The organism is Pseudomonas tolaasii NCPPB 2192 (genome assembly GCF_002813445.1).
In the GTDB taxonomy this organism is placed as follows: domain Bacteria; phylum Pseudomonadota; class Gammaproteobacteria; order Pseudomonadales; family Pseudomonadaceae; genus Aquipseudomonas; species Aquipseudomonas tolaasii.
Window position 1 is genome coordinate 4,504,130 of record NZ_PHHD01000001.1, and the last position, 17,134, is coordinate 4,521,263.

General features: G+C 61.4%; 22 protein-coding genes. 10 read left to right on the forward strand and 12 right to left on the reverse strand.

Features of this window, described 5'->3' with window-relative positions; all coding sequences use genetic code 11:
* The first annotated feature begins 211 nt into the window (after window positions 1-211).
* Complete coding sequence (locus tag ATI14_RS20930; protein WP_016969088.1) at window positions 212-1,123, forward strand: LysR substrate-binding domain-containing protein; 912 nt, start codon at window positions 212-214, stop codon at window positions 1,121-1,123.
* A gap of 125 nt (window positions 1,124-1,248) precedes the next feature.
* Here the strand turns inward: ATI14_RS20930 and argE are convergent, their stop codons facing one another.
* Genes argE through ATI14_RS20950 form a run of 4 tightly spaced genes read right to left on the reverse strand, consistent with a single transcriptional unit; the run spans window position 1,249 to window position 4,805 of the window.
* The gene (gene argE / locus ATI14_RS20935) at window positions 1,249-2,394 is read right to left on the reverse strand and encodes an acetylornithine deacetylase (RefSeq protein ID WP_080520100.1); all 1,146 of its coding nucleotides are present in this window, start codon (window positions 2,392-2,394) and stop codon (window positions 1,249-1,251) included.
* Window positions 2,391-3,068 (reverse strand): DUF1028 domain-containing protein, encoded by a 678-nt coding sequence (locus ATI14_RS20940; RefSeq protein WP_016969086.1) that lies wholly within the window; start codon window positions 3,066-3,068, stop codon window positions 2,391-2,393. The genes argE and ATI14_RS20940 overlap by 4 nt, the downstream gene beginning before the upstream one ends.
* A gap of 11 nt (window positions 3,069-3,079) precedes the next feature.
* Window positions 3,080-3,490: a RidA family protein gene (locus tag ATI14_RS20945; RefSeq protein WP_016969085.1), complete on the reverse strand. Its 411-nt coding sequence runs from the start codon at window positions 3,488-3,490 to the stop codon at window positions 3,080-3,082.
* 25 nt (window positions 3,491-3,515) lie between these two features.
* Window positions 3,516-4,805, reverse strand: coding sequence for a flavin-containing monooxygenase (locus ATI14_RS20950; protein WP_016969084.1), 1,290 nt, complete (start codon window positions 4,803-4,805; stop codon window positions 3,516-3,518).
* A gap of 226 nt (window positions 4,806-5,031) precedes the next feature.
* Here ATI14_RS20950 and ATI14_RS20955 point away from each other — a divergent pair, with 226 nt between their 5' ends.
* Complete coding sequence (locus ATI14_RS20955) at window positions 5,032-5,466, forward strand: GNAT family N-acetyltransferase (protein WP_016969083.1); 435 nt, start codon at window positions 5,032-5,034, stop codon at window positions 5,464-5,466.
* 137 nt (window positions 5,467-5,603) lie between these two features.
* Here the strand turns inward: ATI14_RS20955 and ATI14_RS20960 are convergent, their stop codons facing one another.
* Window positions 5,604-6,512 (reverse strand): LysR family transcriptional regulator, encoded by a 909-nt coding sequence (locus ATI14_RS20960; protein ID WP_016969082.1) that lies wholly within the window; start codon window positions 6,510-6,512, stop codon window positions 5,604-5,606.
* A gap of 117 nt (window positions 6,513-6,629) precedes the next feature.
* Between ATI14_RS20960 and ATI14_RS20965 the strand changes: the two genes are divergently transcribed.
* Window positions 6,630-7,841: a cation:dicarboxylate symporter family transporter gene (locus ATI14_RS20965; protein ID WP_016969081.1), complete on the forward strand. Its 1,212-nt coding sequence runs from the start codon at window positions 6,630-6,632 to the stop codon at window positions 7,839-7,841.
* A 136-nt stretch (window positions 7,842-7,977) separates the two neighbouring features.
* Here the strand turns inward: ATI14_RS20965 and ATI14_RS20970 are convergent, their stop codons facing one another.
* Window positions 7,978-9,600, reverse strand: a complete 1,623-nt coding sequence (locus tag ATI14_RS20970; RefSeq protein ID WP_020372570.1) for an argininosuccinate lyase — start codon at window positions 9,598-9,600, stop codon at window positions 7,978-7,980.
* Between the two features lie 203 nt (window positions 9,601-9,803).
* Here ATI14_RS20970 and ATI14_RS20975 point away from each other — a divergent pair, with 203 nt between their 5' ends.
* Complete coding sequence (locus tag ATI14_RS20975; RefSeq protein ID WP_016969079.1) at window positions 9,804-10,724, forward strand: LysR family transcriptional regulator; 921 nt, start codon at window positions 9,804-9,806, stop codon at window positions 10,722-10,724.
* 68 nt (window positions 10,725-10,792) lie between these two features.
* Here the strand turns inward: ATI14_RS20975 and ATI14_RS20980 are convergent, their stop codons facing one another.
* Window positions 10,793-11,260, reverse strand: a complete 468-nt coding sequence (locus ATI14_RS20980; RefSeq protein WP_016969078.1) for a copper chaperone PCu(A)C — start codon at window positions 11,258-11,260, stop codon at window positions 10,793-10,795.
* The gene (locus ATI14_RS20985) at window positions 11,260-11,868 is read right to left on the reverse strand and encodes an SCO family protein (protein WP_016969077.1); all 609 of its coding nucleotides are present in this window, start codon (window positions 11,866-11,868) and stop codon (window positions 11,260-11,262) included. The genes ATI14_RS20980 and ATI14_RS20985 overlap by 1 nt, the downstream gene beginning before the upstream one ends.
* A gap of 179 nt (window positions 11,869-12,047) precedes the next feature.
* On the opposite strand from ATI14_RS20985, the gene ATI14_RS20990 reads away from it, so the two are divergent.
* A complete protein-coding gene (locus ATI14_RS20990; protein WP_016969076.1) occupies window positions 12,048-12,431 on the forward strand; it encodes a DUF2946 domain-containing protein in 384 nt (127 codons plus the stop codon).
* Window positions 12,432-12,494: 63 nt separating this feature from the next.
* Window positions 12,495-13,034, forward strand: coding sequence for a putative natural product biosynthesis protein (locus tag ATI14_RS20995; protein WP_016969075.1), 540 nt, complete (start codon window positions 12,495-12,497; stop codon window positions 13,032-13,034).
* On the opposite strand, the gene ATI14_RS21000 is transcribed toward ATI14_RS20995, so the two are convergent.
* Window positions 13,009-13,923 (reverse strand): aromatic alcohol reductase, encoded by a 915-nt coding sequence (locus ATI14_RS21000; protein ID WP_016969074.1) that lies wholly within the window; start codon window positions 13,921-13,923, stop codon window positions 13,009-13,011. The genes ATI14_RS20995 and ATI14_RS21000 overlap by 26 nt on opposite strands.
* A 91-nt stretch (window positions 13,924-14,014) precedes the next feature.
* Here ATI14_RS21000 and ATI14_RS21005 point away from each other — a divergent pair, with 91 nt between their 5' ends.
* Entirely contained in the window at window positions 14,015-14,419 is a 405-nt protein-coding gene (locus ATI14_RS21005; RefSeq protein WP_016969073.1) for a winged helix-turn-helix transcriptional regulator, read from the forward strand.
* A gap of 4 nt (window positions 14,420-14,423) precedes the next feature.
* Here ATI14_RS21005 and ATI14_RS21010 read toward each other — a convergent pair whose 3' ends face one another.
* On the reverse strand, window positions 14,424-14,711 hold the full coding sequence (locus ATI14_RS21010; RefSeq protein WP_016969072.1) for a hypothetical protein: 288 nt from the start codon (window positions 14,709-14,711) through the stop codon (window positions 14,424-14,426).
* Between the two features lie 192 nt (window positions 14,712-14,903).
* Here ATI14_RS21010 and ATI14_RS21015 point away from each other — a divergent pair, with 192 nt between their 5' ends.
* Window positions 14,904-15,110, forward strand: coding sequence for a PLDc N-terminal domain-containing protein (locus tag ATI14_RS21015; RefSeq protein WP_016969071.1), 207 nt, complete (start codon window positions 14,904-14,906; stop codon window positions 15,108-15,110).
* Window positions 15,111-15,168: 58 nt separating this feature from the next.
* On the opposite strand, the gene ATI14_RS21020 is transcribed toward ATI14_RS21015, so the two are convergent.
* Both ATI14_RS21020 and ATI14_RS21025 read right to left on the reverse strand, forming a co-directional pair.
* Window positions 15,169-15,729, reverse strand: a complete 561-nt coding sequence (locus ATI14_RS21020; protein WP_016969070.1) for a type 1 glutamine amidotransferase domain-containing protein — start codon at window positions 15,727-15,729, stop codon at window positions 15,169-15,171.
* 29 nt (window positions 15,730-15,758) lie between these two features.
* Complete coding sequence (locus ATI14_RS21025; protein ID WP_016969069.1) at window positions 15,759-16,262, reverse strand: DUF4142 domain-containing protein; 504 nt, start codon at window positions 16,260-16,262, stop codon at window positions 15,759-15,761.
* A 197-nt stretch (window positions 16,263-16,459) separates the two neighbouring features.
* Here ATI14_RS21025 and ATI14_RS21030 point away from each other — a divergent pair, with 197 nt between their 5' ends.
* Both ATI14_RS21030 and ATI14_RS21035 read left to right on the forward strand, forming a co-directional pair.
* On the forward strand, window positions 16,460-16,684 hold the full coding sequence (locus ATI14_RS21030; RefSeq protein ID WP_016969068.1) for a hypothetical protein: 225 nt from the start codon (window positions 16,460-16,462) through the stop codon (window positions 16,682-16,684).
* Between the two features lie 2 nt (window positions 16,685-16,686).
* On the forward strand, window positions 16,687-17,118 hold the full coding sequence (locus ATI14_RS21035) for a hypothetical protein (RefSeq protein WP_016969067.1): 432 nt from the start codon (window positions 16,687-16,689) through the stop codon (window positions 17,116-17,118).
* Window positions 17,119-17,134 lie beyond the last annotated feature (16 nt).

Sequence of the window (17,134 nt, forward strand, 5' to 3'; positions counted from 1 at the left end):
CTGTGCGCCGCACGGGCGGGCGCTTTGTTGTTGGAGTGATCATCTGCAATGGGCGCAGGGAGGTAAATTAGTAAGTTTGTTGCTATAGACCTTAAAAAATATAGCTCGAAGGATTTATTGCTCCGGTATGTTGCATGGTCTTGAATCAACGTGAAAAAACGGTTTTTCACGCACATGTTTGGGGCGAAATCCCACGTTTCTGGAGGTCCCGATGGCTGCTTATAACCTGCGCCAGCTCAGATATTTTGTCACCACGGCCGAATGCGGCAGCGTCGCCGAGGCCTCGCGCAAGCTGTACATCGCGCAGCCGTCGGTGTCGACCGCCATCAAGCAGCTGGAAGACAGCTTTGGCGTGCAGCTGTTTATCCGCCATCACGCCCAAGGGGTTTCACTTACGCCCAGCGGCGCGCGGTTTTATCGCAAGGCGCTGGAGCTGCTGCGGGTGGCCCATGAGTTCGAGCAAAACGCCCTGGCGGACAATGACGTGGTGGCGGGGCAGATCGATATCGGCTGCTTTGAGACGGTGGCGCCGTTGTATCTGCCGCGCTTGATCGCGGGGTTCAAGGCGCTGTGGCCGGGGGTGGAAATCCGTATTCGTGATGGCGAACAGCAGGAACTGGTGCAGGCGCTGACGGCGGGCAGCATTGATGTGGCGATGCTGTTTGAGCACGACCTGGGCGGCACCATCGAAACCAGCCCGCTGATGCCGCCGCAGCAGCCGTATGCGCTGTTGCCGGCGGATCACCGGTTTGCGCAGCAGGCCAAGGTGTCGCTGGCGGATCTGGTGCTGGAGCCTATGATTTTGCTGGATGTGCTGCCGAGCCGGACGTACTTCGTGAGCATCTTTGAAGAGCGCGGGCTGACGCCGAATATTGTGTTCAGCTCACCGTCCATCGAAATGGTGCGCGGGATGGTGGGGCGCGGGTTCGGGTTTTCGATTTTGGTGACCAAGCCGTTTACCGAGTACACCTATGATGGGCAGAAGGTGGTGTGTGTGCCGTTGGCGGAGACCGTCACCGGTTCAGGTTTGTCTGCCGTCTGGCTGCGGCGCGCGCCGCTGACCAAACCGGTGCAGTTGTTTGTGGACTACTGCCGCGAAGAACTCGCCAGGCTCCTCGGCTAAACACACAGCCAAAATGTGGGAGCTGGCTTGCCTGCGATACAGACACCTCGGTGTATCAGGTATACCCAGTTGATGCCATCGCAGGCAAGCCAGCTCCCACAGAGGATGTGTGGTGTTTGAACGAATCAGGTGCTGATCGAGTCGAGCATGCGCTGCAGCATTTGATCGCAGCCATCCAGCTGTTCAACACTCACAAACTCATCCGGCTTGTGCCCCTGGTCCATGCTCCCTGGCCCGCAGACCACGGTGGGAATGCCCACCGCATCAAACAACCCGCCCTCGGTCCCAAACGCCACGGTGCCAAACGCCCGCGAGCCGGAAAACGCGGCGATCAACTCGGCCGCCTGGCTGCGTTCATCCGTGACCAAGCCGGGATAGGCTGACAACTCGGTAAATGTGATCGCACTCTGTGCGCTCACAGCCTGCATACGCGGCAGCACCTGTTGCTCGGCATACGCCGCCAACTCCGAGGCCACTTCAGCCGGGTCCTGCGATGGCAACGCGCGCACCTCAAAATCAAACCGGCAATCCGCCGGCACGATATTCAATGCTTTACCGCCACTGATCACACCGGTCTGCACCGTACTGAACGGCGGATCAAATCTCGGGTCCTGCGTCTCGCGCAGGCGCTGGCCAATGCGGCCCAGTTCACCGATCAGGTCGGCGGCGTGTTCGATGGCGTTCACGCCGTACGGCGCATAGGCCGAATGGCACGCCTCGCCATGCACGTCGCAACGCATCGCCAGTTTGCCCTTGTGGCCCAGCACCGGCTTGAGTTCAGTGGGCTCGCCGATGATGCACAGCATCGGTTTGACTGGCCGTTGTTCCAGCACCGCCAGCAGTGAGCGCACGCCGAGGCAGCCCACTTCTTCGTCATACGACAGCGCAATGTGCACGGGCATGCGCAAGGTAGCCTTGACCAACGCCGGCACCAGCGCCAGCACGCAGGCGATGTAGCCTTTCATGTCCGCCGTGCCGCGCCCGAACAGCTTGCCGTCGCGCTCGGTCAGCGCGAACGGCGGCAGCGTCCACGGCTGGCCGTCCACCGGCACCACGTCGGTATGGCCCGACAGGGCAATGCCCGGCACGTCCACCGGGCCGATGCTGGCAAACAGGTTGGCCTTGCTGCGCTCGTCGTTGTAGATCAGCTCGCTGTTCACACCGAAACCGGCCAGGTACTCGCGCACGAATTCGATCAATTGCAGGTTGGATTCGCGGCTGGTGGTGTCAAACCCCACCAGCGTTTGCAGCAGGTCGCGGCTGGTGCTCATCGGTCGTCTCCGGCCACGCCGTAGCCGGGGGAGCGGTCGGGGGCGAGGGCGCGGTCGATGTAGTCCTGCACCTGCGGGCGGTAGGCGTCCCAGAGTTTTTGCAGCTCGGCGATGGGCTGCTCATCGGCCCAATCCACGCGCAGGTTGATGATCGGCCAGGTCAGCTCGCCCACCACCGTCAAGGCGGCGGAGTGCACCGGGCCGGCTTCGCCACCGGCGGCGATGGCGGCGTGCATCGCGGCCAGAAGGCGGTCGGCCAGTTGGCCTTCGCCTTGTTCGAAAGCCTCTACCATCGCCTCGATCACCGCGCGGTCGGCGAGCATATTGCCCGCCGCCACGCATTGCTCGCCCGACACCGCATTGTGGGTGCCGAGGGTTTCGCTGCCGCTGAAATGCACGCTGCGGCCCAGGTGATCAATCGCCGTGAGCTGCCGGTACTGGCTGTAGCCATTGCTCGTCAGGGCCTTGTCGACGGCCTCGGCCGGCGCCAGGCCTTGTTCCAGCCAATCCAGTACCTCGGGGCCCAGGGCGGGCAGGGTGATGTTCTGGGTCGACACCGCGCCCACGCCGGGGCGCAGCCAGGGGCAGCGGGCGCCCACGGCAATGCTCGACGAGCTGATGGCGATGCCCAGTTGGCCGGTCTCGGCGCAACGGGCGACGATGGAAAAGGTCATGGTGGCGCTCCTTATTCGGGAATGACGGCGATCACGTCAATTTCCATCAGCCATTGTGGCTGGCCCAGCGCCGACACCACCAGCCCGGTGGAAATCGGGAACACGCCTTTGAGCCACTTGCCGACTTCCTGGTACACCGGCTCGCGGTAGCGCGGGTCGATCAGGTAGGTGGTGGTTTTGACGATGTGGCTCAGGTCGGAGCCGGCTTCTTCCAGCAGTTGCTTGACGTTTTTCATCGCCTGCTCGGCCTGGGCGCGTGGGTCGCCTAGGCCAATCAGGTTGCCCTCGAAATCAGTCCCCACCTGGCCGCGCACATACACGGTGTTGCCGGCGCGCACGGCCTGGCACAGGTCGTTGTCCAGGCTCTGGTTGGGGTAGGTTTCCTTGGTGTTGAACATGCGGATGCGAGTGTGGGTAGGCATCAAAAAGGCTCCAGGCAATAAGTGATCAGGCGATGACAGGCGACGAGTGAGCAACCGGTGCGGGCTCACGGTATTCCAGGTATTGGCGCTGGATGGCGATGTGGTCGGCCACGTATTTGGCGTCGTGCCACACGCCCCAGATAAACGACGAGCCCCGGCGCGACTGCCATGGCAAGCCGAGGAAGTAGATGCCCGCTTCGCTGGCCACGCCGCGCTGGTGCTGCGGCTTGCCGGCGGCGTCGAAGGCGTCGACCTTGAGCCAGCTGTAGTCCACAGAGAAGCCGGTGGCCCAGATGATCGAGGTGATGCCGGTCGCTGTGAGGTCCAGTTCCAGGATCGGGTTCTTGATGCACTCGGCGTCAGGGAATACGCGGCGGGCTTCGGGCTCGAGCGGCAGGTCGAGGCCGTTGCGCTCGATGTAAGCGTCGGCGGCGTCCAGCAGGGCCAGGTAGTTCTCGTCGCCGCGCGCCAGGTTGTCCACCAGGTTGGCCTGGAAGGTGGCGGTGGTGCCGTTGAAGGCCTGGGTGAGGCCGACCAGGGTCATGCCTTGCTGGGCCAGTTCACGGAAGTCGATGGTCTTGCCGCCGTGGGCGCCGCTGACGGCGATGGTCACGTGTTCGCGACCGGGTTTCATCGCGGCCTGGTCCCATTCGCCCAGCACGCCCAGCCACCAGCAGAAATCACGGTTGCGGTAGGCGCGGGGCGGGCGGTCGTGGGCGCCGACCGACAAATACACCTGGCGCCCGGAACGCTGCAGTTCATCGGCAATTTGCACGCCGGAAGACCCGGCGCCCACCACCAGCACGGCACCGGCGGGCAGTTGCGCCGGGTTGCGGTAGTCGGCGGAGTGGAGTTGATGCAGTGCGGTGTCTTTTGGGGCGATGGCCGGAATGACCGGTTTCTGGAACGGCCCGGTGGCGGCGACCACGCGGTTGGCTTCGATCACGCCTTCGCTGGTGTGCACGGTAAAGCCTGGGCGGCCGACGTTGCGCACCACGGAGGTCACGTCCACGCCGGTGCGGATGGGGGCGTTGAACTTGCGTGCGTAGGCTTCGAAGTAATCGGCGACGCGTTCTTTGGGCGCGAAGCCATCGGCGGCGACGTCATCGAATTCCAGGCCGGGGAAACGGTCATGCCAGGCCGGGCCGTTGGCGACCAGCGAGTCCCAGCGCCCGGTGCGCCAGCGCTCGGCAATACGGCTGCGCTCCAGCACCAGATGCGGCACGCCTTGCTTGCTCAGGTGCTCGCTCATGGCCACCCCGGCCTGGCCGGCGCCGACCACCAGCGTGTCTGTTTTTGTTATGGCTTCAGTCATGTCTCAGTCCTTGCGTAATGCAGTTGGATTCAGCTCAGGCATGACGTCAAGGCTAGGGGGAGGGCGGTTTTTAATAAAATATTATTAAGCTGGGACTTGAGCATAAATATCGGATGCAAAGCCTGTGGGAGCTGGCTTGCCTGCGATTGCCATTTCACAGCCGATGGAGTCTTATCTGACCCACCGCCATCGCGGGCAAGCCCGCTCCCACATTTGGACGTTCACCATGCCGACGATCCGGGTCATGACCCCCGCCGACTACGACGCCGTAATTGCCCTGATGCACAGCACCCCCGGCATTTCCCTGCGCGACGCCGATTCGCGCGAAGCCACCGAGCGCTATCTGGTGCGTAATCCTGACCTGAGTTTCGTCGCCGAGGCCGAAGGCCGGTTGATCGCCTGCGTGATGTGCGGCCATGATGGGCGGCGGGGGTATTTGCAGCATGTTCTGGTGCTGCCGGACTATCGCCGGCAAGGCATTGCCCAGGCGCTGGTCAAGCGTTGCCTCACTGCGCTGGAGCGGCTGGGCATCCACAAATGCCATCTCGACGTGTTCAAAACCAACACCACCGCGGCCAGCTATTGGCAAGGCCAAGGCTGGAAGCTGCGTACGGATATCGACCGTTATTCATTTACCCGCGAGGGTAATGAAAACGCATGAGCGCCCCGGCCCCTGTGGGAGCTGGCTTGCCTGCGAAGGCGGCGTCACTGTTGAAAAGGATGCCACCTGACCCACCGCCATAGCTCGACAGCTCCCACAGAAGACAGCTGTCCGGTCCATTTGGGCGGGACAGCGGGTCACCCCTTGCGATACACCCCACCCAGCTCCCGCGCCAGCGCAATGAAGTTTTGCAACGGCGCCGATGGGTTGAACGTGCGCCGCACCAGGGTGATCGGTGCGAGCAGTCTGGGCCGGGCGTCCTTGATTCGGCAATACACCACGCTTTCACGGTGTACGTCGCGCATCGACGCGGGCACCACCGAGATGCCTTCCCCGGCGGCGACCAGGCTGACGTTGGTCAGCATGCGCTCCACTTCAAACGCGATTTTCGGCTCGAAGCCGGCGTTCTGGCACGCTTTGATCAGGTTGGCGTACATGCCTGGCGCGCCGGGGCGGCGCACGAGGATGAAGCGTTCGTCCTTGAGGGCGGCCAGTGGAACGGCGGCGCCGTTAAGCAGCGGATGGCCGGTGGGCAGTGCCAGCAGCATTTCTTCGTTGAGCAGGCGGTGGAAGGTCAGGCTTTGATGGGTGCTGACGGGGGCGCGCAGAATGCCGATGTCGATGCGCTTTTCAATGGCATCTTCAGTGACTTCGCGGGCGCTGCCTTCATTGATCGACAGTTCAACGCCCGGGAAGCGTTCGCGGTAGGCGCGGATGATGCGCGGGATCAACGGGTGGGCGGCGGCGGAGCTGGTGAAGGCTACGACCAGCGTGCCCTCGATACCCTGGGCGGCGCGGGAGGCTTTGAGCGAGCCTTGTTCGACGCGGGCCAGGATGATTCGGGCTTCCTCGAGAAACACCAGGCCGCCGGCGGTGAGGTCCACGCCCTTGGGGTGACGCTTGAACAGGTCAAAGCCCAGCTCGGTTTCCAGGGCGCGAATCTGTTGGCTCAGGGGCGGTTGTTGCATGTTCAGGCGCGCGGCGGCACGGGTGAAATGTCGTTCTTCCGCCACCATGATGAAATAGCGTAAATGGCGAAGTTCCATGGTGGTATATCCCGTGACAAGACTTTATTATTTGCGGCCTGCGGCGGCCAGGCGGTCAATATGCCCAAAGCCGTGAATCACGACAATAACAATAAATAAAAACGCGCTGGAGTAGCGATGCCGAGCCGACTCGCCAAGCATGGAACCCTGCCCATCTTGATTGCCATTGCACTTGGCATGGCATTGGGTTTGGCATCTCCGGACCTGGCCATCGAGATGAAACTGCTCAGCGACGGGTTTATAAAGTTGGTCGGTTTATTAATGCCGTTCCTGCTGTTTGTGCTGGTGGCCACCGGCGTTGCCGGTATCAAGCGAGAGCCCCATCACCGGCATGTGGTGCGGCGCATTATCCTTTATTTTCAACTGATGTCCTGCGCGGCGCTGGTAGTGGGCATGGCGACCGGCTGGTTATTCAACCTGGAGCACAGCGCGTTGCCTGCACCGCCGTTACCGGCTGAAGGTTTCCTGCACGAATTGTCGCTGTTGTCGGCCTCTTCGACGCTTTATCACGTATTTGCCCAAAGCCTGGTGTTGCAGGTGATGTGTGTCGCGGTGGTTTGCGGCGTGCTGCTGGGGCGTGGGAGCCGGTTGGGCAATCGCTGTCTGAGCTGGCTGGAGGCAGGGGTTCAAGGGTCTTTTTACCTGTTGCGGATTATCTTGAAGTTTGCGCCCTTGGCCGCGTTTGGCGCGATGGCATTTGTGGTCGGTAAATACGGGGTTAGTTCTGTACTGCCCTTGTTGAAGTTTGTACTGGTTATTTACCTGGTCAGTGGTTTATTTGTGGTGATGGTCTTGGCAGTTATCACGCGATGGTCAGGGGTGAAGTTGTCCCGGCTTATTGTTTATTTAAAAGAAGAGCTGTTATTGGTGACCTTCACCGGCTCTTCCGTTGCCGCACTTCCAGGCTGCGTGAATAAACTTGAGGCGCTGGGTTGTGACCGGCAATTAGTGCGCCTGGTACTGACCACTGGCTACACCTTCAACCTGGCGGGCACCAACCTCTATCTGACCACGGCCATTATGTTTCTCGCCCATTTGGCAGGCGTTGAGATGAGCACGACGCAGTTGCTCGCGGTGTTGGGGGTGTGCCTGATTACCTCGCTGAGTTCCACCAGTGTGGCCGGTTCGGCGCTGTTCACCCTGATTGCGACGCTGAACATCCTGCAGTGGGTGCCGCTTGAGGGTGTCGGGTTGTTGTTGGGGGTTGAGCGCTTGATGAAGTGCCGGTCGCTGACCAATGTGCTGGGCAATTGTGTGGCATGCCTGGCGATTTGCGGGTGGCAGCGGTCGATTGATCGTGAGGTGTTGCGGCGGGAATTGGTCACTTGAATTGAACACAGATCCTCTGTGGGAGCTGGCTTGCCTGCGATAGCAGTGTGACAGCCGCCGAAGATATCGACTGAACCACCGGCATCGCAGGCAAGCCAGCTCCCACACAAGCTGGTTCCCACCGTTAAATTGTTTTTCAGTTTTTGGCATTGGCCAGCTTGTCGAACGCCTTGTCCAGGTTGCCCTCGGCGCTTTGCAGCTTTTCACGCCGTTCCTTGAGCCACTGCTGATCCGCCTCCAGCGTCTTGCGCGCTTCCACCAGCATGCGTTTGACCTCCTGCGGCTGCGGGCCGCCGGTGCCTTTGCGCGTCTGCACCATGATGGTTGGCGACAACGAGGCACGGAAACCCGCCTCATCCAGCGGCAGGGTGTTCGGCGTCCATTTGTACTTGTCTGCCGCCTGGCTATACAGCTTCTGCGCGTCTGCGTAGGGGAAGGTCTTCGGCGTGGTGCCGTTGCTGCGCGCTTCGGTGACGATCAGCGAGGCAAAGCTGTGGCCGATGCGGAACGGCACTTTGTACTGGCGCTCCAGGGTGTCGGCCAGCTCCATGGAGGTGGTCCATTCCGATTCGAGTTCTTCCAGCGCGCGCTGCGGGTTGATCTGCAAGGCGTCGAGCACCGCGTCGGTGGCGTCGAACATTTCTTTGGTGGAGCGGAACACGCCCAGGGAGTCGAAGGCGAACTTGTAGTCGGTCATGCCGGTGGTGACGTTGTGCGCGCGCAGGGTCACGGCCTGGGCCAGGCCGACCACGTCGGAGGCGCTTTCACGAGCACGCATCAGCAAGCCAGGGTTGCGCTTTTGCGGCATCGCGCTGCTGGTGTAGGTGGCTTCTTCGTCGAGCAGCAGCCAGGGGCGGATCTGGTGATATTGGGTGTGGATGTCGCCGATCATCGCGCCCACGCGAATGGCCGAGGAGGAGGCCAGGTTGGCGGCTTCGATCGGGATGTCGTAAGTCGAGACCTGGCTCGAATCCAGCGAGTTCTCACGCACGCCATCAAAGCCCAGCAGTTCGGCCAGGCGCTCGCGGTTCAGCGGGTAGGCCGAGTTGGCCAGTACGGCGGTGCCCATCGGGCTTTTGTTCAGGCGCGTGTACAGCTCGCGGATGCGCTGGCCGTCGCGGTCAAACGCGGCTTCAAAGGCCAGCAGGTAATGGGCGTAGCTGATCGGCATGGCCTGCACGCCATTGGTGTAGGCGGGCACCAGGGTGTCGACGTTTTTGTCGGCGATGTTCAGCAGGCGCAGGCGCGTGGCGTTCAGCGCTTCGCTGTAGGCCAGCACCTGGCTGCGCAGCGCGGCGAGGCGGTAAGTGGCGAGCATGTCCTGGCGACTGCGGCCGGAGTGGATCAGCGAAGCTTCCGGGCCGATTTTGTCGGTCATGATTTTTTCCAGCTGCAACACGTCGCTGGGGCGCGTTCCGCCGGGCTGGTCGGCCTGGGCGATGGCGTAGCGCACGCCGCCGGCGATTTTGGTGCCCATCTCCGGCTTGACGATGCCTTCTTCGGTGAGCATCACGATCGAGGCTTTGTTGATGCGGTTCAGCCAGGCGAATTGAGTCTGGGTCGGGTCGCCCTTGGCCTTGTGTTCGGTTTGGGAACTGTCGGGCGTGGCGCCGACTTTCGCCGCCTGGGCGGCGCATTGTTCGGTGGTGGTGCAGGGCAGCTCGCCGGTATTGGCCGCCCGGGCGCCAAAGCTGGTGAAAAGGGCGAAGGCCACGGCCAGAGGAAGCAGGCTTTTAAGCGCGCGAGGGGATGTGTTCACAAGGGATACCCGATTTATTTTTGGAGTTGTGAGCCGTCGTCGTTGAGAGACGTGCGCGGCGGATTCAGGCTATCGGGTCTGTTTGCAGATTGAAAATATATAGTAAGTGTCAATAGCAGAGTTTATGCATATGGCATGCATGGGCTTTGAAGCCCATCTTCATAATGGCTGTGCTATACCGTGGGTTTTCTGTGGAGTCAGGCATGCGCCAGGATCAGCTCGACGGCTTGGTGACCTTTGTGTGTGTCGCCGAACACGCCAGTTTCTCGGCCGCCGCGGTGCGCCTGGGCGTGTCGCCGTCGGCGGTCAGCCAGGTGATTCGCAACCTGGAGCGGCGTCTTGGTGTGGCCCTGTTCAACCGCACCACCCGCAGTGTCAGCCTGACCGAAGCGGGGGTGGGGTTTCTCGCCAAAGTGCAGCCTGCCGTGAACACACTGACCGCCGCGGCGCTGGAGGTCGGTGACAGCAGTGGCCTGCCGTCCGGGTTGCTGAGGCTGAACGTACCGCGCGCGGCTTACCTGACGGTGTTGCAGCCGCTGCTGTCGGCATTTCTGGCCGCCCACCCGCAAATCGACCTGGAACTGACCCTGGAAAACGCCTTGGTGGACATCGTGCGGCTGGGCTTTGACGCAGGTATCCGCTTTGGTGATTTCGTCGAGCAGGACATGGTGGCCGTCAAGGTCGGGCCGCCGTTGCGCATGCGCATGATCGCCTCGCCCGGCTATCTGGCGCGGCATGGCACGCCCGCGCATCCTGCCGAGTTGCTGCAACACAATTGCATCGGCTTTCGCGCCTCGAGTGGCGTGGTGGAGCGCTGGGATCTGGTCAAGGGCCAGGAAACGCTGGCATTGCCGGTGGGCGGCCGGATGATCGTCAATGACTCATCGGCGCTGGTGCAAAGCGTGCTGGATGGTTTGGGCGTGGGCTACATGATCAGCGGGCATATCGACCCGTTTATTGCGCGGGGGGAGTTGGTCAGCCTGTTTGAGGCGTGGTGCCCGGAATTGCCGGGTTACACCTTGTATTACCCGGATCGGCGGCGGGTGAGCCGCAAGTTGCGCGCGTTGATTGATTTTCTGCGCGAGGTGCCGGTGGTTTCAGGCAGTGCACTGCGTGTTCTGTGATGGGCTTGTTGTGGCGAGCGGGCTTGCCACAACAAGCCCTCTAGCCACAATGAGTGAGCCTGCAGCCGTCAATGCATCTTGCTATGGTCCATCCCGTCCAGCCCGCGGGCCGGGGCCTTGATTTCAATCGACTGCTTCTCACCCTTGGCGTTTTCCACGGTCAGGGTCAGCGGCACCTGGTCGCCTTCCTTGATCTGGCCGGTCAGGCCCATCAGCATGACGTGGTAGCCGTTCGGGTCGAGGGTCACGGCTTTGCCGGCGGGCAGGGCGACCGAGTCCACCGGGCCCATGCGCATCACGTCGTCCTTCATGCTCATTTCATGAATCTGCACGTCCTTGGCCACCGGTGACGCCACGCTCAGCAGTTTGCTGTCGGTGTCGGCGGTGACGGTCATAAACGCGCCGCTGGACGGCTGGCCGGGCACCGAGGCGCGCACCCAGGCGTCGGTCACTTGCACCTGGGCACTGGCGTGGGCGGCGAGCCCCAGCAGGGTCAGGCCGAGGGCGATGCGCTTGAAGTGTTGAACGGCAGTCATTAGCAGACCTCCATGACGGTGAGCAGGTCTTCTGCGCACTCTTTAGCGGTAAGGGACGCCGACAGGCCCAGGCGCAGGTTGCCGCGGGTGTCGAACACGAAGCTGGTGGCCGTGTGGGACAGGGTGTAGGTGTCACCGGCGGGGATTTTTTCATAGAAAATCCCGAATTCCTTGGCGGCCACGGCGATTTCTTCCGGGGTGCCGTACAGGGCTTCGAAGCTTGGGTCGAAGGCCTTGACGTACTTGTCGAGAATTTCCGGGGTGTCGCGCTCGGGGTCGAGGGTGATGAACACCACTTGCATGATTTCGCCGTCGCGGCCCATCAGCTTCTTGGCCTGGGCGGCACGCGCCAGCGTGGTGGGGCACACTGCCGGGCATTGGGTAAAACCGAAGAACACCACCGGCATCAAGCCACGGAACGAGCTCAGGGTGACGGTTTCGCCGTCGGTGTTCTTGAGCTTGAAGGTGCGGCCCATGATCTTGTCACTGAGGTCCTTGCCGTACTTGAAGTTCAGCTTGGGGCTGTAGTCACAGCCGCCCAGCAGGCTGCCCAGGCCCAACAGGCCCATGCCGGTCAGCACTTTGCGGCGGGTGAATAACGTACTCATCAACTGTGCATCCTGTGAAACGCCTGCAGGGTTGCGGCTCAACCCACCAGGCTTTGAAAGGAGTAGCGAGGAAGGCGGCAAGTCTACCAACCCTGGCCGGTGCGCGTAATCTGCGACGTTCTGCCACAGGCGCGCACCGTGCTTCATCCCGGCGGGGCTTCGGTGGTAGAGTCGCCGCCATGAAATTGAGCCCTCCCGACCGTTCGCTGATCGCCTGGACCCTGTACTTCTGCGTGCTGATGAACGTGTTTGTCTGCGGTTTGGGGCATGGCGAAATGATGGGGTTGCAGCTCAATGGCATCGGTGGCCAGTTCTGTTCCGTGGAGGGCGGCCAGTTGCCACTTTCCGACAAAGGGTTGGCTAACCCGTCTTCCAGCAACATCTCGAACTACTTTGCTTGCCCGGTGTGCAACGCCGTCACGCTCGCCATCGTCTTCCTGATTGGCCTCGCGTGGTTGTTGGGTGTGGGGCAAACCCCGCGCCCGGCCCATGAACAACGCAACAAGGCGCCACCGCGCTATTCCTGGCCCTCGGCCAACCCCCGCGCATCCCCTGCATTCTGACGTGTGCCCCTGAGCTTCCTGTTTACAGGAGGCATTCCATCGTCATGACTGTGAGTGCGTTTCATGAATCATGCAGTGCCTGCAGGCGTCAGTCGCCTGGTCAGCAAGGCCTCTCGCCGCCTGCGCACCGAGCCGGTGCCGGCCGAGTACCCGAGTAACTCCCGTTGTTTCGTGCACCTGGATGCACGCCTGTTGCCCCACTGGCACAGCCTGTTCGATATCTGCCCGGCGTTGCTCAAGCTCGACCCGCCTGAAGGGTTGAACCTGTTTCGCAGCTTTATGACGTGGGCCTATCGCAACCAGCCGCCACTCGATTGGACCTATCACCTGAATGTGTGCCGCTGGTTATTGGCGTCGCCGTACCGTACACAGATTGATGACGAGCCCATCGAAGCCTTCATGGCGGCGGCCGCGGCGTCTTGGGTAAACAGCGATGACAGCCAGGCTCGTGGTGTGGTCCTGGCCTGGCAAGGCACGACGGTGTTCGACTGGAAAGGCGTCGGCGCTGATGAGCGTGGGGCACTGCCGATTTCCCCGTGGGATTTCGCCTGGTGCCCCTTGAACGCCCGAGGTGATTTCAGCGGCTGGTTACCGGTGCCGTGAGGTGCCGGGCGATCCAGCTTCTGACGTCGGTCACGGCAATCTGCTGCTGAGCGTTGAAGGTGATGGCGGGGTCCCAGGCCACGCCGTTGCCTTGGGCGAACACCGCCCGGTATTTCAGCAGGTTGTCATCCGGGTTATCCGCCAGGTCCGCCAGCAGGGTCGGCACTGGCCAGGGCTCACGCTTGAGCGTGATGCCGAGGGTTTCGTCGACGGTATCCGCCAGTTGCCCGTAGGTCAGGGTGTCGCCGGCGGTGAACACCACCTGATTCGTGATGGCGGGTTGAGCCAGCACAATGCGCGCCGTCAGCCGGCCAATGTCTTCAGGCGTGGTCACCGTGACGGCGGTGTCCCAACTGCCCAACGCGTGCACGGTGTTTTGCGCCAGGTCCACCACGCCGAATGACGGCTCGAACAGAAAGCTGGTGAACATCCCCGTGGAGATGATCAGCCACTGCGTGCCTTGCTGGCTGCGCAGCAGGTCGCGCACGTCCAATTGTTCATCGAATGAATCCTGCGGGCTGCCACGGCCGATGACGTCGTAGTCCACACCAAATTGCCACGGCACATAACGCTGCACGCCGCCTTCGATGGCGGCGCGTGCGAGTTTGCGCTGGGTGTCGGGGCCGGCGGCGAAACCGGTGCAACAGATCACGGTGGCGAAGGGTGCGAAGAGGTGGGCGAGGGTGCTTTGTGTGTCGTGCTGCAGGTCGCCGGGCACCACGTCGATGCCCAGCTCGCGCAAGCTGTGAGCGGTGGAGGATTGCAGGCGGGCGGGGCGCAGCATCACGGCAATGCGCATGGTGCCCGGTGCTGCCTGCGCCGCGAGTTCCTGCAGCACGGCCATGCCCAGTTCACCCGCGCCGAGTACCAGAATGGAAGGGGTTGTCATTGGCTTTTCCGTCTGTGTTGAAAGTCGTGGCATGCTTGCAGAATTAATCGGTGCGCATAAGAAGGCACACCCGTGATACCGGGAGCAGACCATGGATAACCACGAAATCATCCGCCGTTCGCAAGCCGCCTGCGATGCGCTGAGCGCGGACGATGACGGCCTCAAACGCGACGTGCTGACCCACGCCGGCAACCGCTGGTCATTGGGTATCGTGCATGTGCTGGGAGTGAACGGGCGCCTGCGTCACGCCGAGATCGGCCGACGCATGCAGGGCGTGACGCAACGCATGCTGACCCGCACCTTGCGCCAGCTCGAACGCGACGGCCTGGTGCTGCGCCATGACTTCGCCGAAGTGCCGCCCAAAGTCGAATACGAACTGTCGGCGTTGGGCACTCAGCTGCTGGTCAACATGTTTCCGCTGTGGAACTGGGTGGTGGAAAACGCCGACGGTTTCCGCGAGGCGCGAGCACGTTTCGACGCAATCACACCCCCTTGAGTCCTTAGCTGTCGGAGCGCGGTTTGGCTTTCTTTGGCTTTTTCGGGGTCGCCTGCTGCTTGCCGGAAGCGCCTGACGTGGCGGCCTTTTCCTTGGGCGCAGTGTCGGCCTTTTTATCGCCATCAGCGGGGCTGCTGGGGTAGGTGCCGGGTGGCAAGGCCGAGCCTGGCACGCTGTTGCCACTCAAGGAACTGGGAGCTACGGCGTCGCCGAACGCGGCGAGGGCGGGGCCGGTCAGCAGGGCTGACAGGCCGATGACGAGCACAATCCTTCGGGTCATTTTGGTCTTCATGACGCAATCTCCTGTCGCGGGGACGGATGATCAAGCAGGGCCAAACCGTGGCCCCGCTTAATTGTGAGTGCGCCCTGCAGATCAAAGTTTGAAAAGCCTCGCCCCGACACGACGAGCGGTGAGGGCGAAAATTTTTAATGAACCCTCGCGCCAATCTCTTGACCTAACTCGTAAGACCTCAGGAGGTGAAGCATGCAAATAGAATATGTCTGGATCGGTTTGGCGGTAATTTTGCTGCTCTTGGAATTGTGGGCGATCAACATTGTGTTACGCAGCACCGGTGGCTGGGAGACCAAAGGACTGTGGCTGATCATTCTGATTTTTGTGCCGCTGTTCGGGCTGATCGCGTGGGCGATGTTCGGGCCCAAACGCGAGATGGCGGATAGCCGCAGAGGCTAAAAGCCAGGATAAAAAAACAGGCGCCCAAGGGCGCCTGTTTACGTTTTGCGTCATCAACTCAGCCAGCGACAGCCTTTGCAAGCGCCGCATTGAACGCCGGCAAATCGTCCGGTGTGCGAGAGGTGATGAGGGTCCAGCCATTGGCCTTGCACTCCTTGACCTCGGCATCGACCCACGCGGCCGCGCCGGCATTGACCAGGTCAGTACGCACGCTCTTGTATGAGGTCAGGGTCTTGCCCTCAATCACGCCCGCATCGATCAATGCCCAGGGGCCGTGGCAAATGGCGGCCACGGTTTTGCCCGCCTTGACGAACTCATTGATCAACTTCAGGGCCGCCGCGTCCTGACGCAAGGTGTCGGCATTGACGGTGCCGCCGGGGATCACCAACGCGTCGAAGTCGGCACCGGATATGTCTGACACTATGGCGTCGGATTCTACCGTCTTGTCCTTCTCGGTGTCGCCGACGAAGGTCTGGGTGGTGCCGCCTTTGCTGGAAGCATGGGTCACGCTCGCGCCCAGGGCGCGCAGCGCTTCCAGCGGTTTGACCAGTTCGTCGCGTTCAATACCGGTATTGGACGTGATGATGAGGATTTTCTTGCCGTCGAGTTGCGAACTCATGGTCGAATGTCTCCTTGGGGCGGATTGAATTAATGGGCGTATTTGGCTTGCAGCTCCTTGGCCATTTTCAAGTGGGCTTCAAGGGTCGGCAGGGTTTTGGTGGCGAAAGCTTTCAGCTCGGCGTTGTCCGAGGAGGCGGCTTCTTTCTTGAACAATTCAACGGTTTTTTCGTGGGCGACCACCTGGTTATTGGCATAGGCCTTGTCGAACGATTCATCCCGCATTTCGAGGATGGCCTTTTTGGCCTTGTCCGTCAGCGCGGCGTCGTCCGGTACTTCAATGTCGAGTTTTTTTGCCAGGGCCGCCAATTCCTCATTGGCCTTGGTGTGGTCGGTGACCATGTGCTGGGCAAACGTTTTCACGTCAGCCGAGCTGCTTTTTTCCAGTGCGAGTTTGCCCGCTTCAACCTCAGTGATGCCGCCCTGAGCCGCATCGTCTACGAAGGCGTTGGACGTGGCCGCCATCGCCGTGGAAATCGAGCCTGCAACCAGTACGAAGGTCAGGCCCATTTGTTTGATCAGCAGAGTCTTCATGGTGTCGCTCCTTGAAAGAGGCGTGATGCCGTTACCTGAGTGTTGAGGGGGCGCCGATGCAAAAGGTTTAAATTAATTCGTGCTTATTTCTCCGGCGGGTACACGGTGCAATTTCCTTGAACTATCCAAATCCCGCGGGCTCTGCTGCATAGGCGCCTGCCATTTTTTGCAGGCTTTTAACTGACTGGAGCCACACCATGACGTCCCACAAAAAACCTGACAAAACCCCGGACCCCATCAGCTCTGAAGAGGCGCAGAAAGGCACAGGGAAAGCTTCCAGAGGCCAAACCCTTGAGCATGCGAACCCCAAGACGGAAACCGTCGACAAAGTGCTGACACCCACGTCAATCAAGGAGACGCAGCGCGAGACAGACGCGATCAACGAGCAGGCCGCCAAGGCTGAGCGCAAGTTGGGGCATTGAGCATGGCCCGGTCCATTACGGCGTCTGAATTGGGTATTGCACTCAAGCCTCTGGATGACGCCAGCCTGTTCAAGTGGTTCCTCGCGAGCTTCCTGATGGGCAAGCGAATTCAGGCGCCGATCGCTGCCCAGGCGTACCGCGTCATTGTGGAAGAAGAAGGCCGAGACACCGCGCGCAAGCTGCAACATTGCACCGCGCGCGAACTGGTGGCGATGCTCGGGCGCGCGCACTACGTGCGCTATGACGAAACTACAGCGCAACGCCTGCTTGACCTGAGCGCCAAGTTGAACGCCGAGTACGCGGGCAAGATTACGCACATGCGTGATGCCAGCGAAGACCGTCAGGATTTCGAAAAACGTCTTGGCGAATTTGACGGTATAGGCCCCAAAACCATCGAGATTTTCATGCGTGATGCGGCTGCGGTGCTGTTTTGAGTGGGTTGTTGTATGT